We start from the raw sequence: 14,429 nt of genomic DNA, 5'->3' as shown, positions 1-14,429 counted from the left end.
CCGCCGATCCTTGGAATTCATGCTCAATACTGATCCTCGTAACGCTTGGCGAGGTCTTCAATGTTTTCCGGTGGCCAGTCCGGCACTTCCATGCCGAGGTGCAGACCCATCGCCGCCAGCACTTCCTTGATCTCGTTCAGCGACTTGCGGCCGAAATTCGGAGTGCGCAGCATCTCGGCTTCGGTCTTCTGGATCAGGTCGCCGATATAGACGATGTTGTCGTTCTTCAGGCAGTTGGCCGAACGCACCGAAAGCTCGAGTTCGTCGACCTTCTTGAGCAGCGCCGGGTTGAAGGCCAGCTCGGTGACGGCCTCGGTGGCGACTTCCTTCTGCGGCTCGTCGAAGTTGACGAACAGGCTGAGCTGGTCCTGCAGGATGCGGGCCGCGAAAGCCACGGCGTCCTCGCCCGAGATCGAACCGTCGGTCTCGATGGTCATGGTCAGCTTGTCATAGTCGAGAACCTGGCCCTCGCGGGTGTTCTCGACCTTGTAGGAGACCTTCTTGACCGGCGAGTAGAGGCTGTCGACCGGGATCAAGCCGATCGGCGCGTCCTCGGCGCGGTTGCGCTCAGCCGGCACATAACCCTTGCCGGTGTCGACGGTGAATTCCATGCGGATCTCCGCGCCCTCGTCCAGCGTGCAGATCACGTGGTCGGGGTTGAGGATCTCGACGTCGCCGACGGTCTGGATGTCACCGGCAAGCACGGCGCCCGGGCCCTGCTTGCGCACGACCATGCGCTTGGGACCATCGCCTTCCATGCGGATGGCGATTTCCTTGATGTTGAGCACGATGTCGGTCACGTCCTCGCGCACGCCGGCGATGGACGAGAACTCATGCAGCACGCCGTCGATCTGCACGGCGGTGACGGCCGCGCCGCGCAGCGAAGACAGAAGCACGCGCCGCAACGCGTTGCCGAGCGTGAGGCCGAAGCCGCGCTCGAGCGGCTCGGCCACGAGCGTGGTCAGCGTCTTCTTCTTCGACGAGAACTCGATCTTGTTCGGCTTGATCAGTTCCTGCCAGTTTTTCTGGATCATGGTGTCTTCCTTCCTTTGACCCGCCACCATCCAATCGTGGCGGGCAGCCTGGAATTGCCGCGGAGGAGCGCCCTGGCGCTCACGCGGCGTTCAAAAATATTAGACGCGGCGCTTCTTGCGCGGGCGGCAGCCATTGTGCGGGATCGGCGTCACATCGCGGATCGAGGTGATGGTGAAGCCGGCCGCCTGCAGGGCGCGCAGCGCCGATTCACGGCCGGAGCCGGGTCCGCAGACCTCGACCTCGAGCATGCGCATGCCGTGTTCCTGTGCCTTCTTGGCGACGTCCTCGGCGGCCATCTGGGCGGCGAACGGGGTCGACTTGCGCGAACCCTTGAAGCCCTGGGCGCCGGCGGAGGACCAGGCGATCGAATTGCCCTGCGCGTCGGTGATGGTGATCATCGTGTTGTTGAAGGTCGAATTGACGTGGGCAACGCCCGACGAGATGTTCTTGCGTTCGCGACGGCGAACACGAGCGGCTTCCTTGGCCATGGTAGTCCTTTCAGTTGATCTCTACACCGCCGTAGCGCCAGCGGCTCCACCTTCGTAAGGGAGTAGGGGAATAGGGCAGTAAGGGAGTAGGGAAATGAACGATCCGATTTCGGACTATTCCCTACTGCCTTATTCCCCTACTCCCTTATTCCCCTAATTACTTCTTCTTGCCGGCGATCGCCTTGGCCGGGCCCTTGCGGGTGCGCGCATTGGTATGCGTGCGCTGGCCGCGGACCGGCAGCGAGCGGCGGTGACGCAGGCCGCGGTAGCAGCCGAGGTCCATCAGCCGCTTGATGTTCATCGAGACCTCGCGGCGCAGGTCGCCTTCGACCTGGTAGTCGCGGTCGATCGTCTCGCGGATCTGCAGCACTTCCGCGTCGGTCAACTGGTTGACGCGGCGGTCTGCCGGGATGCCGACCTTGTCGACGATCTCCTGGGCAAACTTCTTGCCGATGCCGTGAATGTACTGAAGCGCAATGACGACGCGCTTGTTGGTCGGAATGTTGACGCCGGCTATACGAGCCATGTTCTTTCATCTCCATTTGGGCCGGCCATCCTTCAAAAAGGCAGGCCTGGCGCTATCTAAGTTGCCCCGCGTCCGGTGGAGGCCGGCCCTTGCGGGAGTTTCCTGGTTCAAAACAGATGCCCTGCCCTTGCGGGCAAGCAAAGTCCATGCCTGATAGGAAGACGGGCCGCCATACCCCAATGGCTTCTTCCAGTCAAGCGCAATCTTTGCTTGTCGGAGCGGCCTAGCTCACCGCCGCCGTGAGCACCTTCTCGATCTCCGCGGTCACCGCGTCGATGCTGGCCATGCCGTCAACGCTCTTCAGCCTGCCTTTGGCATAGTAGTAGCCGGTCAGCGGCGCCGTCTTCTTGTAATATTCTCGCAGGCGCTCCTCGAACACCGCCGGGTTGTCGTCCTTGCGCACCGGCTGGCCGGCCGCCTTGGCATCCTCGGCCCGCTTGACGATGCGCCCGACCAGCGCCTTGTCGTCGACGACGAGCTCGATGACGCTGTCGAGCGCGATGTTGCGCTCGGCGAGCATGGCTTCGACGGCATCGGCCTGCACCAGCGTGCGCGGATAACCGTCGAGGATGAAGCCCCTGGCGCAGTCGGGCTGGTCGATCCGCTCGGCAACGATCGCATTGACGATCGCGTCCGATACCAGCTCGCCGGCATCCATAACCGCCTTGGCCCGCTTGCCGACTTCGGTTCCGGTCTGGACGGCGGCACGCAGCATGTCTCCCGTCGAAAGCTGGGGTATGCCGTGTTTTTCTACCAGTCTCTGTGCTTGCGTCCCCTTGCCCGCTCCTGGCGGCCCAAGCAATATCAGCCTCATCTGCTCCTCTTACCCCCGCGCAACTTCGACTTCTTGATCAGGCCCTCATACTGGTGCGCGATCAGGTGACCCTGAATCTGCGCCACCGTGTCGAGCGTGACACTGACCACGATCAGAAGCGATGTGCCACCGAGATAGAAAGGTACGCCAGTCGCTGAAATCAGGAACTCAGGCAGCAGACACACCAGCACCAGGTAGATGGCGCCGATGACGGTGATCCGCGTCAGAACATAGTCGATATATTCGGCGGTGCGCTCGCCCGGACGATAGCCCGGGATGAAGCCGGAATGCTTCTTGAGCTGGTCGGCCGTGTCCTTCGGGTTGAAGACGATCGCCGTGTAGAAGAAGGCGAAGAAAATGATCATCGCCGCATAGAACGCCATATAGAGCGGCTGGCCGTGGCCCAGCGCCGCAAGAACCGTGCTCGCCCAGGCAGGCAGGTTGGTGGTCTGCGAGAAGCCGGCAACCGTTGCCGGGAGAAGCAGCAGCGAGGAGGCGAAGATCGGCGGGATGACGCCCGAGGTGTTGAGCTTCAGCGGCAGATGCGAGGTGTCGCCTTGGAACATGCGGTTGCCGACCTGCCGCTTCGGATACTGGATGAGCAGGCGGCGCTGGGCGCGCTCGAAGAAGACGATGACGCCGATGACGACGACGGCGAGCACGATGATCGCGAGAATCAGGCTCGTGGACAGCGCACCGGTGCGGCCGAGTTCCAGCGTGCCTGAAATGGCGTGCGGCAGACCGGCGACGATGCCCGAGAAGATGATCAGCGAAATGCCGTTGCCGATGCCGCGCGCGGTGATCTGCTCGCCGAGCCACATCAGGAACATGGTCCCGCCGACAAGCGTGACGACGGTCGAGATGCGGAAGAACATGCCGGGATCGGTGACGATACCGTTGCCGCCCTCCAGCCCGACCGAAATGCCGTAGGCCTGCACCAAGGCCAGCAGCACGGTGCCGTAGCGCGTGTACTGGTTGATGATCTTGCGGCCCTGCTCGCCTTCCTTCTTCAGCGCTTCCAGCGACGGGATGACCGAGGTCATCAGCTGCATGATGATGGAAGCGGAGATGTAGGGCATGATGCCGAGCGCGAAGATCGCCATGCGCTGCACGGCGCCGCCGGCAAACATGTTGAACATGCCGAGCACGCCCTTGCTCTGCGAGGAGAAGGCCTGCGCGAAAGCGTCGGGATTGATCCCGGGAAGCGGGATGTAGGTGCCGAGGCGGTAGACGAGCAGCGCGCCGACGGTGAACCAGATGCGCTTCTTCAGATCCTCGGCCTTGGCGAAGGCCGCAAAATTCAGATTGGAGGCTAGTTGTTCAGCAGCCGAAGCCATGCCTGATTTTCTCCGCTAGAGCATGATGCCGAAAAGTGTGAAGCGGTTTTCGGAAGACATCATGCTCTACTTCATTGATTATGCTCTACTTCATTGATTTCTATGTCGCGCTCGATGCCCGCAGCTCAGGCGGCGCGTGTCACCGAAGCTCACGAGATAAGCTCCGGACCGTCAACATGCAAGCGGCCGCGTTGACGCGGCCGCCTAATTGATCAGATCAAAGCGCGGACGGGCGGCAAAAATGAAATCATACCCGCCGGCCGCGCTTCAAATCGCCGTTACTCGGCGGCGGCCGCTTCCGGCAGCTTCACCGAACCGCCGGCCTTCTCGATCTTCTCGATCGCAGCTTTGGAGGCGCCGGCGACGTCGAAGCTGAGCTTGGCCTTGAGCTCGCCGTCGGAGAGCACGCGCACGCCGTCCTTGGCGCGGCGGATGACGCCGGCAGTGATCAGGGTCTCAGCCGTCACGGTCTCCTTCGCGTCGAGCTTCTTGGCATCGACGGCAGCCTGGATGCGAGCAAGCGACACGACGGTGAAGCTCTTGGCGAACAGGTTGTTGAAGCCGCGCTTCGGCAGGCGCCGGTAAAGCGGCATCTGGCCGCCCTCGAAGCCGTTGATGGCAACGCCCGAGCGTGCCTTCTGACCCTTGACGCCGCGACCGGCGGTCTTGCCAGAGCCGGAGCCGATGCCGCGACCGAGGCGCTTCCTGGAGTGCGTGGCGCCATCCTTGTCACGCAGATCGTTGAGTTTCATGTTTCTGTCTCCTGCGCTTCCGTTCAGGCCTCGTCCACAACGCGGACGAGGTGCTGGACGGCGGCGATCATGCCGCGCACCGAAGGGGTGTCTTCCAGCGTACGCCGCTTGTGCATCTTGTTGAGGCCGAGGCCGACCAGCGTCGCGCGCTGCTCCTTCGGCCGGCGGATCGGCGAACCGATCTGCTCGACGGTGATGGTCTTGGTAGCTTTCTTGGCCATGGTCGAAATCCCTGGTCAGCGTCGACTATTCTTCGGCCGCGACGGCGGTGCCGCGGCGGGCCTGAAGGGTCGAGTACTTGATGCCGCGCGCAGCAGCCACATCCTTCGGATGCATCTGGCTCTTCAGCGCGTCGAAGGTGGCGCGAACCATGTTGTATGGGTTCGACGAACCCATCGACTTGGCGACCACGTCGTGCATGCCGAGTGTCTCGAAGACGGCGCGCATCGGGCCGCCAGCGATGATGCCGGTACCCTGCTTGGCGGCGCGCAGCAGAACGCGTCCGGCGCCCCAGCGGCCCTCGACGTCGTGATGCAGCGTGCGGCCAGAACGCAGCGGCACGAAGATCATGTCGCGCTTGGCCGATTCGGTCGCCTTGCGGATCGCCTCCGGCACTTCGCGCGCCTTGCCGTGGCCGAAGCCGACGCGGCCCTTCTGGTCGCCGACGACGACGAGCGCGGCAAAACCGAAGCGACGGCCGCCCTTCACCACCTTGGCGACGCGGTTGATGTGGACAAGCTTGTCCACCATGCCGTCGTCGCGCTCTTCGCGTTCACGCTCGCGGCCGCGGCCGCCTTCCCTACGTTCCTGTGCCATATCCTAGTCCTTGTTCTTTTCCGGAAGCACGGGTTGCTGTTTGCCGGCGCCTCTATCGACACCGGCGGTGAATTTCTCCTTTGCATGATCTTGTCCGAAAAGTCTGCAACTTTTCGGGATCATGCATTAGAAGCTCAGACCGCCTTCGCGGGCAGCCTCGGCCAGCGCCTTGACGCGGCCGTGATAGATGTACGGGCCACGATCGAAGACGACTTCCTTGACGCCGGCCTTCGACGCGCGCTCGGCGATCAGCTTGCCGACCGCGGCAGCAGCGGCGCTGTCGGCGCCGGTCTTGAGCGAGCCCTTCAGCTCCTTCTCCAGCGTCGAGGCGGCGGCCAGCGTGTGGCCCTTGGCGTCGTCGATGACCTGGACGTAGATGTGCTTCGAGGTGCGATGCACCGAAAGCCGCGGCCGCTCGCCGGCGACCTTCTTGAGCTGGCGGCGCACGCGCTGCGCGCGGCGCTGGGTGGTTTCTTTGGGGCTAGCCATCGTGTCTGTTCCTTGCCTTCAGAAAACGGGGGCAACCGTGTGCGGTAGGCCAAGCCTCCCGCGGTCGCGCCCCGCGGCGATCAAAAGTCTTACTTCTTCTTGCCTTCCTTGCGGACAATCCGCTCGTCGGCGTAGCGAACGCCCTTGCCCTTGTAGGGCTCGGGGCCACGATACTCGCGGATCTCGGCCGCGACCTGGCCGACCTGCTGCTTGTCGATGCCGGAGACCGTGATTTCGGTCGGCTTCGGCACCGAGATCGTGATGCCCTGCGGCGTCTCATAGACCACGTCGTGGCTGAAGCCGAGCGCCAGCTGCAGGTTCTTGCCCTGCATGGCGGCGCGATAGCCGACGCCGGTGATCTCGAGCTTCTTCTCGAAGCCGTCCTTGACGCCCTGCAGGATGTTGACGATCTGCGTGCGCGACATGCCCCACTTGGCCCGAGCGGTCTTGGTCTGGTCGCGCGGCTCCACCGAAATCTCGGCGCCTTCCATCTTGACCAGCACTTCGTCGTTGACCACGAACTTCAGCTCGCCCTTGGGGCCCTTGGCCGTCACGGTCTGGCCGTTGACGGTCGCGGAGACGCCCTGCGGCAGCGAAACGGGTTTCTTTCCGATACGAGACATTGTTGTCTCCTCTTTCCTTTACTGCTGTGAATGGTGAATGGTGAAATGGCGAACGGCGCGGTCAAAGTCCCGTGCAGTCTCACCATTCACTATTCACCATTGACCATTCACCCTTAGAAAATCTGGCAGAGGATCTCGCCGCCGACATTCTGCTCGCGCGCTTCGTGATCGGCCATGACGCCCTTCGGCGTCGAAAGGATGGCGATGCCGAGGCCGTTGGCGACATGCGGGATCGACTTGGCCGAGACATAGACGCGGCGGCCGGGCTTCGAGACGCGCTCGATTTCGCGCACGACCGGAGCGCCGTCGAAATACTTCAGCTCGATCTCGATTTCCGACTTGCCGTTCTCGAAGTCGGTCTGGCTGTAGTCGCGGATATAGCCTTCCGACTTCAGCACTTCGAGGACGCGGGCGCGCAGACGCGAGGCCGGAGTCGAGACGGTCGACTTCTTGCGGCCATAGGCGTTGCGGATGCGGGTCAGCATATCGCCGAGAGGATCGCTCAATGACATCTCAGTGTCTCCTTACCAGCTCGACTTGACCAGGCCCGGGATCTGGCCGTTGTTGCCCAGATCGCGAAGCGCGATACGCGAAAGCTTGAGCTTGCGATAGTAGGCGCGAGGACGCCCCGTCACTTCGCAGCGGTTGCGGATGCGGATCTTGGCCGAGTTGCGCGGCAGCGCCGAAAGCTTCAACTGGGCGCGGAAACGCTCTTCCATCGGCTTGGACTGGTCCATGACGATGTCCTTGAGCGCCTTGCGCTTGGCGGCGTACTGACCGGCAAGCTTGCGGCGCCGGTTGTTCTTCTCGACTGAGCTGGTCTTTGCCATTTCAGATTTTTCCTTTTTCGCTGCCGTTACTGGCGGAAGGGGAAGTTGAAGGCCTTGAGCAGCGCCCTGGCCTCGTCATCCGTCTTCGCCGTCGTACAAACGATGACGTCCATGCCCCAGACCTGATCAACCTTGTCGTAGTTGATCTCCGGGAACACGATGTGCTCCTTGATGCCCATGGCGTAGTTGCCACGGCCGTCAAAGCTCTTCGGGTTCAGTCCGCGAAAGTCGCGAACGCGCGGCAGCGCGATGTTCACGAGGCGGTCGAGGAACTCGTACATGCGTTCCTTGCGCAGCGTGACCTTGGCGCCGATCGGCATGTTCTCGCGCACCTTGAAGCCCGCGATCGAATTGCGGGCGCGGGTGACGACAGCCTTCTGGCCGGCGATCAGCGCGAGGTCCTCGGCCGCGACCGAGGGCTTCTTGGAATCGCCGGTCGCTTCGCCGACACCCATGTTCAGCACGATCTTGTCGATGCGCGGAACCTGCATCTCGTTGTCATAGCCGAACTGCTCCTGTAGCGCCTTGCGGATGGTCTCCTGATAGACCTTCTTGAGGCGCGGCTCGTTCTTGGCAGCTGCCTGCTTGGTTTCAGCTTTAGCCATTGATGACTTCTCCCGAACGCTTGGCGACGCGCACCTTCTTGCCGTCCTTCTGGATGGCGAAGCCGACGCGGGTCGGCTTGCCGTCCTTGGGGTCGGCCAGCGCGATGTTCGACAGGTGGATCGGCGCTTCCTTGGTGATGATCCCGCCCTCTTGGGACTGGGTCTGCTTCTGGTGACGGCGAATGAGGTTCACGCCGCGGACCAGCGCGGTGTCTTCCTTCGGCTGCACCGACAGGACTTCGCCCGAACGGCCCTTGTCCTTGCCGGCAAGCACGACGACCTTGTCGCCTTTTCTGATCTTTTGCATGGGTCCGGCTCCTTACAGCACTTCAGGCGCGAGCGAGATGATCTTCATGTGGTTCTTGGCGCGAAGCTCGCGCGGAACCGGCCCGAAGATACGTGTGCCGATCGGCTCTTTCTTGTTGTCGACGAGAACGGCCGCGTTCTTGTCGAAACGGATCACGCTGCCGTCCGGACGGCGGATGTCCTTGGCCGTGCGAACCACGACCGCCTTCATCACGTCGCCCTTCTTAACGCGGCCGCGCGGGATGGCTTCCTTGATCGACACCACGATGATGTCGCCGACGGAGGCATACTTCCGCTTCGAACCGCCCAGCACCTTGATGCACATGACACGACGGGCGCCGGAATTGTCCGCGACGTCGAGGTTTGTTTGCATCTGAATCATGACTGGCCGCCTTCTTCTTTTCTAACGGGACGGGCTTTCACCCCTCCCCGGTCTGTCCAAAATTCGTTTCGTTCGCCCGGATCAAGCCTGATCCGCGGTGATGACGACCCAGCGCTTGTCCTTGGAGATCGGCTTCGATTCCTGGATGAACACCTGGTCGCCGACCTTGTGGGCGTTGTTCTCGTCATGCGCCTTGTACTTCTTGGTCAGGCGCACGGTCTTCTTCATCACGGGATGCGTGAAGCGCCGCTCGACCTTGACGACGACCGTCTTCTCGTTCTTGTCGCTGACCACGGTGCCCTGCAGGATGCGCTTTGGCATGGTTCTCGTCCTTAAGCCTTCTTGGCCGCGGCTTTTTCCGCGGCGATGGTCTTGATGCGCGCGATGTCCCTGCGGACCTGCTTCACGCGTGCGGTCTTCTCGAGCTGGCCGGTGGCCTTCTGGAAGCGCAGGTTGAACTGCTCCTTCTTGAGGGCGGCCAGGTCGTCGGCCAGCTGATCCTGGGTCTTGGTCCGGATATCTTCGGCTTTCATGATCGCCTGTCCTTATTCTGCGATGCGCTGCACGAAGCGCGTCTTGACCGAGAGCTTGGCGGCGCCGAGACGCAGCGCCTCACGCGCGGTTTCTTCGCTGACGCCGTCGATCTCGAACATGATGCGGCCAGGCTTGACGCGCGCCGCCCAGTAGTCGACGGCGCCCTTGCCCTTACCCATGCGCACTTCGGTCGGCTTCGAGGTGACCGGCAGATCCGGGAACACCCGGATCCAGACGCGGCCGGCGCGCTTCATCTCGCGGGTGATCGCGCGGCGGGCCGCCTCGATCTCGCGCGCGGTGACGCGGTTCGGCTCAAGCGCCTTCAGCCCGAAACCGCCGAAATCCAGATTGGTGCCGCCCTTGGCGGTACCGTGGATACGGCCCTTGAACTGCTTGCGGAACTTTGTGCGCTTTGGCTGCAGCATCGTTCTAACTCCAAATTCTCAAATTTCTCAGGCGTTCTCGCGACGGCGACCGCGCTCACGCTCGCCGGTCTGACCGCCGTGATCGCCTTCCGTGGCGCGACGCTCCGACGCCATCGGGTCGTGCTCGAGGATCTCGCCCTTGAACACCCACACCTTGACGCCGCAGATGCCATACGCCGTGTTCGCCTCGGCCGTGCCGTAGTCGACATCGGCGCGCAGCGTATGCAGCGGCACGCGGCCTTCGCGGTACCACTCCATGCGCGCGATTTCGGCGCCGCCGAGACGGCCGGAGCAGTTGATGCGGATGCCTTCGGCACCAAGACGCATGGCCGACTGAACGGCGCGCTTCATGGCGCGACGGAACGCGATGCGGCGCTCGAGCTGCTGGGCGATCGACTGGGCGATCAGCGTGGCGTCGATTTCCGGCTTGCGCACTTCAACGATGTTGAGGTGCGTCTCGGACTTCGTCATCTCCATCAGCTTCCTGCGGAGCTTCTCGATGTCGGCGCCCTTCTTGCCGATGATCAGGCCCGGACGCGCGGCATGGATGGTGACGCGGCACTTCTTGTGCGGACGCTCGATCACGACCTTGGAGATCGCGGCCTGCTTGAGTTCCTTCTCAAGATACTTACGGATCTTGATGTCTTCATGCAGCAGCTGACCGTATTCGCCGGTGTTCGCGAACCAGCGCGAATCCCAGGTGCGGTTGATGCCGAGACGCAGCCCGATCGGATTGACTTTCTGGCCCATTAAGCGGCCTCCCCTTTTTCCTCGACTTCACGAACGACGATCGTGAGGTGCGAGAACGGCTTTTCGATACGGCTGGCGCGACCACGGCCACGCGCGTGGAAACGCTTCATGACGATCGACTTGCCGACATAGGCTTCCGATACGATCAGTGCGTCGACATCGAGGTCGTGGTTGTTTTCCGCGTTGGCGATCGCCGACTCCAGGGTCTTCTTGACCGTGCCGGAAATCCGCTTGGCCGAGAATTCGAGGTCGGAAAGCGCTGTCGCGACCTTCTTGCCGCGGATCAGCGCGGCAACCAGGTTCAGCTTCTGCGGGCTGATACGGATGGTGCGCAGAACGGCGCGCGCCTCGTTGTCAGCAAGCCTGCGCGGAGCTTTGGCCTTGCCCATGATTATTTCCTCTTCGCCTTCTTATCCGCGCCATGACCGTAGTAGGTCCGGGTCGGAGCGAATTCACCGAACTTGTGGCCGACCATGTCCTCGTTCACGGAGACGGGAACGTGCTTCTGGCCGTTGTAGACACCGAAGGTGAAGCCGACGAACTGCGGCAGGATGGTGGAGCGACGGCTCCACATCTTGATCACCTCATTGCGACCGCCTTCACGAACCTTGTCCACCTTCTTGAGAAGGTAGCCGTCGATGAAGGGGCCTTTCCAAATCGAACGAGTCACTTGGCGTTACCTCTTCTTAGCTCTTGCGCTGATGGCGCGAGCGCACGATGAACTTGTCGGTCGCCTTGTTGGACCGCGTCTTCTTGCCCTTGGTCGGCTTGCCCCAGGGCGAAACCGGGTGACGGCCACCCGAGGTGCGGCCTTCGCCACCACCGTGCGGATGATCGACCGGGTTCATGGCCACGCCGCGATTGTGCGGGCGCTTGCCACGCCACACCGTGCGGCCGGCCTTGCCGTCGTTGATGTTGCCGTGATCGGGGTTCGACACGGCGCCGACGGTGGCCATGCACGAGCCGTGCACGACGCGCTGCTCGCCCGAGTTGAGGCGCAGGATCGCCATGCCCTGGTCGCGGCCGACGAGCTGGGCGTAGCCGCCGGCCGAACGGGCGACCTGGCCGCCCTTGCCCGGCTTCAGCTCAATATTGTGGACGATCGTGCCGACCGGCATCGAGGCCAGCGGCATCGCGTTGCCCGGCTTCACGTCGACCGCTTCGCCGGCCACGATCTTGTCGCCGGCAGCCAGACGCTGCGGCGCCAGGATGTAGGACAGCTCGCCGTCGTCATACTTGATCAGCGCGATGAAGGCGGTGCGGTTCGGATCGTATTCGATGCGCTCGACCGTGCCGACGACGTCGTACTTCTTACGCTTGAAGTCGATGATGCGGTACGAACGCTTGTGACCGCCGCCGATGAAGCGGGCCGTGATGCGGCCGTAATTATTGCGGCCGCCCGACTTGGTCAGGCCTTCGGTCAGGCCCTTGACGGGCTTGCCCTTGTAGAGGCCCGAGCGGTCGACGATGACCAGCTGACGGGTGCTCGGCGTTACCGGGTTGAATTTCTTGAGTGCCATTGTCCTGTCCTCGCGGCCTTGCTCAGAGACCCGTCGCGACGTCGATCGACTGGCCGTCGGCCAGCGTCACAACCGCCTTCTTGACGTCGCCCTGGCGGCCAACCGTGCCGCGGAAGCGCTTGATCTTGCCCTTGCGGACGAGCGTGTTCACGGCCGTAACCTTGACGCCGAAGAGAGCTTCCACGGCAGCCTTGATTTCCGGCTTCGACGCCTTCTTGGCGACATTGAAGACGACCTGGTTCTGCTCGGAAGCCATGGTCGACTTTTCGGTGATCGCCGGCGAGACGATCACGTCGTAGTGACGGAGGTCGGTCATTTGAAGCGCTCCTCGAGAGCCTCGACGGCGGCCTTCGAAAGGACCAGCGTGCCGCGGCGCAGAATGTCGTAGACGTTGATGCCCTGGATCGGCAGCACGTCGATGTTGGGAATATTGGTCGCCGCCAGCCTGAAGTTCTGGTCAAGCTCGGCGCCGCCAATCACCAGGGCATTGGTGAGCCCGAGCGTCTCGAGGCTCGCCACCAGCGCCTTGGTCTTGGCTTCGGCGAGCTTCAGCTCGTCAACGATGATCAGCGAAGCGCTCTTGGCCTTGGCCGAGAGAGCGTGCTTCAAGCCCAGCGCGCGCACCTTCTTCGGCAGCTCGTGCTCATGGCTGCGCACGACCGGGCCGTGCGCCTTGCCACCGCCGCGGAACTGCGGAGCGCGAGCCGAATGGTGACGGGCGCGGCCCGTACCCTTCTGCTTGTACATCTTGGCGCCGGTGCGCGCGATCTCGGCGCGGCCCTTGGCCTTGTGCGTGCCCTGCTGCTTCTTGGCCAGCTGCCAGCGCACCACGCGCTGCAGGATGTCCTCACGCGGGTCAAGGCCGAAGATCTCCTCGGAGAGCTTTACCTTGCCAGCGTCCTTGCCGCCGAGGGTTGTGATCTTGAGGTCCATTATTCCGCTCCCTCATTGGCCGGGGCATCGTTCTTGGCGGCAGCGGCACGGATCGCGGCTGGCTTCGGCGCGTTGGCCGGCAGCGCAACCTTGGCCGCGTCACGGACCAGGATCCAGGCGCCCTTCACTCCCGGGACGGCGCCGCGGATCAGGATCAGGCCGCGGTCGGCATCGGTCGAGACGACCTCGACATTCTGGGTGGTGACGCGGACGTCGCCCATGTGGCCGGCCATCTTCTTGCCCTTGAACACCTTGCCGGGGTCCTGGCGCTGACCGGTCGAGCCGTGCGTGCGGTGCGAGACCGAGTTACCGTGCGTGGCGCGGCCGCCACCCATGTTGTGCCGCTTGATCACGCCCTGGAAACCCTTGCCGGTCGAGGTGCCCGTCACGTCGACCTTCTGGCCGGCGACGAAGTGCTCGACGGTGAGCTCGGCGCCGACGTCGATCATGTTGTCGGCGGAGACGCGGAACTCGGCGAGCTTCGCCTTTGGCTCGACGGAGGCGGCAGCGAAATGGCCGCGCATCGCCTTCGACGTGTTCTTCACCTTGGCAAGGCCAACGCCGAGCTGGACGGCGGTGTAGCCGTTCTTCTCCTGCGTGCGCTGCGCCACGACCTGGCAGTTCTCCATCTGGAGAACGGTGACGGGAACGTGTTCCCCGGCATCGTTATAGATGCGGGTCATTCCCACCTTCTTTGCAATCACACCTGAACGCATCGGTTCAATTCCTTTAGAGTTCCCTGTCGGGGCTGACGCCCCTCCACGCCTCTTGCTTCCTTCAGAGTTCCGGGTCGCCCCGCCCTCTTGTTCCTTAGAGCTTGATCTCGACGTCGACACCGGCGGCCAGGTCGAGCTTCATCAGAGCATCGACCGTCTGCGGGGTCGGATCGACGATGTCGAGCAGCCGCTTGTGGGTGCGCATCTCGAACTGCTCGCGGCTCTTCTTGTCGACGTGAGGCGACCGGTTGACCGTGAACTTTTCGATCCGCGTCGGCAGCGGAATGGGGCCGCGGACGTTGGCGCCGGTGCGCTTGGCGGTCGACACGATTTCGCGCGTCGAGGCGTCGAGCACCCGGTGGTCAAACGCCTTAAGGCGGATGCGGATATTCTGTCCGTTCATGCGTCAATTCCTTGTTCTGGCGCGGCGCGGGCAGCCCCGCGCCCGCGACAGATCCGTTTCGTCCAATTATTCTTTGATGGTGACGACGATGCCGGCACCGACGGTGCGGCCGCCTTCACGGATGGCGAAGCGCAGCTTCTCTTCC

Annotated in this window: 26 protein-coding genes and 1 pseudogene; all 27 read right to left on the bottom strand. The window is 63.0% G+C overall.

Annotation, left to right across the window (positions count from 1 at the left end; genetic code table 11):
* Positions 1-23: 23 nt before the first annotated feature.
* A complete protein-coding gene (locus P9254_RS00135; RefSeq protein ID WP_059188661.1) occupies positions 24-1,034 on the bottom strand; it encodes a DNA-directed RNA polymerase subunit alpha in 1,011 nt (336 codons plus the stop codon).
* 99 nt (positions 1,035-1,133) lie between these two features.
* On the bottom strand, positions 1,134-1,523 hold the full coding sequence (gene rpsK / locus P9254_RS00130; RefSeq protein ID WP_006205444.1) for a 30S ribosomal protein S11: 390 nt from the start codon (positions 1,521-1,523) through the stop codon (positions 1,134-1,136).
* Positions 1,524-1,680: 157 nt separating this feature from the next.
* Positions 1,681-2,049 (bottom strand): 30S ribosomal protein S13, encoded by a 369-nt coding sequence (gene rpsM, locus P9254_RS00125; RefSeq protein ID WP_027170351.1) that lies wholly within the window; start codon positions 2,047-2,049, stop codon positions 1,681-1,683.
* 223 nt (positions 2,050-2,272) lie between these two features.
* Entirely contained in the window at positions 2,273-2,863 is a 591-nt protein-coding gene (locus tag P9254_RS00120) for an adenylate kinase (protein WP_127242068.1), read from the bottom strand.
* Positions 2,860-4,200 (bottom strand): preprotein translocase subunit SecY, encoded by a 1,341-nt coding sequence (gene secY, locus P9254_RS00115; protein ID WP_066989608.1) that lies wholly within the window; start codon positions 4,198-4,200, stop codon positions 2,860-2,862. Before secY ends, P9254_RS00120 begins: the two co-directional genes overlap by 4 nt.
* 278 nt (positions 4,201-4,478) lie before the next feature.
* On the bottom strand, positions 4,479-4,952 hold the full coding sequence (gene rplO / locus P9254_RS00110; RefSeq protein ID WP_067321465.1) for a 50S ribosomal protein L15: 474 nt from the start codon (positions 4,950-4,952) through the stop codon (positions 4,479-4,481).
* Positions 4,953-4,975: 23 nt separating this feature from the next.
* Positions 4,976-5,173 (bottom strand): 50S ribosomal protein L30, encoded by a 198-nt coding sequence (gene rpmD, locus P9254_RS00105; RefSeq protein ID WP_027170355.1) that lies wholly within the window; start codon positions 5,171-5,173, stop codon positions 4,976-4,978.
* Between the two features lie 25 nt (positions 5,174-5,198).
* Complete coding sequence (rpsE, locus tag P9254_RS00100; RefSeq protein ID WP_027046810.1) at positions 5,199-5,768, bottom strand: 30S ribosomal protein S5; 570 nt, start codon at positions 5,766-5,768, stop codon at positions 5,199-5,201.
* A gap of 126 nt (positions 5,769-5,894) precedes the next feature.
* Entirely contained in the window at positions 5,895-6,257 is a 363-nt protein-coding gene (gene rplR, locus P9254_RS00095) for a 50S ribosomal protein L18 (RefSeq protein WP_066989604.1), read from the bottom strand.
* Positions 6,258-6,346: 89 nt separating this feature from the next.
* A complete protein-coding gene (gene rplF, locus P9254_RS00090; protein ID WP_067321468.1) occupies positions 6,347-6,880 on the bottom strand; it encodes a 50S ribosomal protein L6 in 534 nt (177 codons plus the stop codon).
* Positions 6,881-6,993: 113 nt separating this feature from the next.
* Positions 6,994-7,392 carry a 30S ribosomal protein S8 gene (gene rpsH / locus P9254_RS00085; protein ID WP_095800670.1) on the bottom strand — a complete coding sequence of 133 codons (399 nt, stop codon included), beginning with the start codon at positions 7,390-7,392 and terminating at the stop codon, positions 6,994-6,996.
* A gap of 12 nt (positions 7,393-7,404) precedes the next feature.
* Positions 7,405-7,710: a 30S ribosomal protein S14 gene (gene rpsN / locus P9254_RS00080; RefSeq protein WP_059188495.1), complete on the bottom strand. Its 306-nt coding sequence runs from the start codon at positions 7,708-7,710 to the stop codon at positions 7,405-7,407.
* A 26-nt stretch (positions 7,711-7,736) separates the two neighbouring features.
* Positions 7,737-8,315 (bottom strand): 50S ribosomal protein L5, encoded by a 579-nt coding sequence (gene rplE / locus P9254_RS00075; RefSeq protein WP_095777622.1) that lies wholly within the window; start codon positions 8,313-8,315, stop codon positions 7,737-7,739.
* The gene (rplX, locus tag P9254_RS00070) at positions 8,308-8,622 is read right to left on the bottom strand and encodes a 50S ribosomal protein L24 (RefSeq protein ID WP_059188493.1); all 315 of its coding nucleotides are present in this window, start codon (positions 8,620-8,622) and stop codon (positions 8,308-8,310) included. Before rplX ends, rplE begins: the two co-directional genes overlap by 8 nt.
* A gap of 12 nt (positions 8,623-8,634) precedes the next feature.
* A complete protein-coding gene (gene rplN / locus P9254_RS00065) occupies positions 8,635-9,003 on the bottom strand; it encodes a 50S ribosomal protein L14 (RefSeq protein ID WP_006205457.1) in 369 nt (122 codons plus the stop codon).
* A gap of 81 nt (positions 9,004-9,084) precedes the next feature.
* Positions 9,085-9,324 carry a 30S ribosomal protein S17 gene (gene rpsQ, locus P9254_RS00060; RefSeq protein WP_040970380.1) on the bottom strand — a complete coding sequence of 80 codons (240 nt, stop codon included), beginning with the start codon at positions 9,322-9,324 and terminating at the stop codon, positions 9,085-9,087.
* An 11-nt stretch (positions 9,325-9,335) separates the two neighbouring features.
* Positions 9,336-9,536 carry a 50S ribosomal protein L29 gene (gene rpmC, locus P9254_RS00055; protein ID WP_040970379.1) on the bottom strand — a complete coding sequence of 67 codons (201 nt, stop codon included), beginning with the start codon at positions 9,534-9,536 and terminating at the stop codon, positions 9,336-9,338.
* Between the two features lie 12 nt (positions 9,537-9,548).
* Positions 9,549-9,962 (bottom strand): 50S ribosomal protein L16, encoded by a 414-nt coding sequence (rplP, locus tag P9254_RS00050; RefSeq protein WP_027170364.1) that lies wholly within the window; start codon positions 9,960-9,962, stop codon positions 9,549-9,551.
* A gap of 27 nt (positions 9,963-9,989) precedes the next feature.
* Positions 9,990-10,712: a 30S ribosomal protein S3 gene (rpsC, locus tag P9254_RS00045; RefSeq protein ID WP_066989596.1), complete on the bottom strand. Its 723-nt coding sequence runs from the start codon at positions 10,710-10,712 to the stop codon at positions 9,990-9,992.
* Positions 10,712-11,101 carry a 50S ribosomal protein L22 gene (rplV, locus tag P9254_RS00040; protein WP_066989594.1) on the bottom strand — a complete coding sequence of 130 codons (390 nt, stop codon included), beginning with the start codon at positions 11,099-11,101 and terminating at the stop codon, positions 10,712-10,714. The genes rpsC and rplV overlap by 1 nt, the downstream gene beginning before the upstream one ends.
* 2 nt (positions 11,102-11,103) lie before the next feature.
* Positions 11,104-11,382, bottom strand: coding sequence for a 30S ribosomal protein S19 (gene rpsS / locus P9254_RS00035; protein WP_006205463.1), 279 nt, complete (start codon positions 11,380-11,382; stop codon positions 11,104-11,106).
* Between the two features lie 16 nt (positions 11,383-11,398).
* Positions 11,399-12,232: a 50S ribosomal protein L2 gene (rplB, locus tag P9254_RS00030; protein ID WP_040970375.1), complete on the bottom strand. Its 834-nt coding sequence runs from the start codon at positions 12,230-12,232 to the stop codon at positions 11,399-11,401.
* A gap of 22 nt (positions 12,233-12,254) precedes the next feature.
* The gene (locus P9254_RS00025) at positions 12,255-12,548 is read right to left on the bottom strand and encodes a 50S ribosomal protein L23 (protein ID WP_040983033.1); all 294 of its coding nucleotides are present in this window, start codon (positions 12,546-12,548) and stop codon (positions 12,255-12,257) included.
* The gene (gene rplD / locus P9254_RS00020; protein ID WP_278055907.1) at positions 12,545-13,165 is read right to left on the bottom strand and encodes a 50S ribosomal protein L4; all 621 of its coding nucleotides are present in this window, start codon (positions 13,163-13,165) and stop codon (positions 12,545-12,547) included. Before rplD ends, P9254_RS00025 begins: the two co-directional genes overlap by 4 nt.
* The gene (rplC, locus tag P9254_RS00015) at positions 13,165-13,881 is read right to left on the bottom strand and encodes a 50S ribosomal protein L3 (protein WP_067321479.1); all 717 of its coding nucleotides are present in this window, start codon (positions 13,879-13,881) and stop codon (positions 13,165-13,167) included. Before rplC ends, rplD begins: the two co-directional genes overlap by 1 nt.
* Positions 13,882-13,975: 94 nt before the next feature.
* On the bottom strand, positions 13,976-14,284 hold the full coding sequence (gene rpsJ, locus P9254_RS00010; protein ID WP_006205468.1) for a 30S ribosomal protein S10: 309 nt from the start codon (positions 14,282-14,284) through the stop codon (positions 13,976-13,978).
* 66 nt (positions 14,285-14,350) lie between these two features.
* Positions 14,351-14,429 (bottom strand): annotated as a pseudogene (locus tag P9254_RS00005) (EF-Tu/IF-2/RF-3 family GTPase); the annotation flags it as partial.

This window comes from Mesorhizobium sp. WSM4983 (assembly GCF_029625765.1).
Lineage (GTDB): Bacteria > Pseudomonadota > Alphaproteobacteria > Rhizobiales > Rhizobiaceae > Mesorhizobium.
Note: the sequence above shows the minus strand (reverse complement) of the source record. Positions and strands in the feature narration are given on the sequence as shown.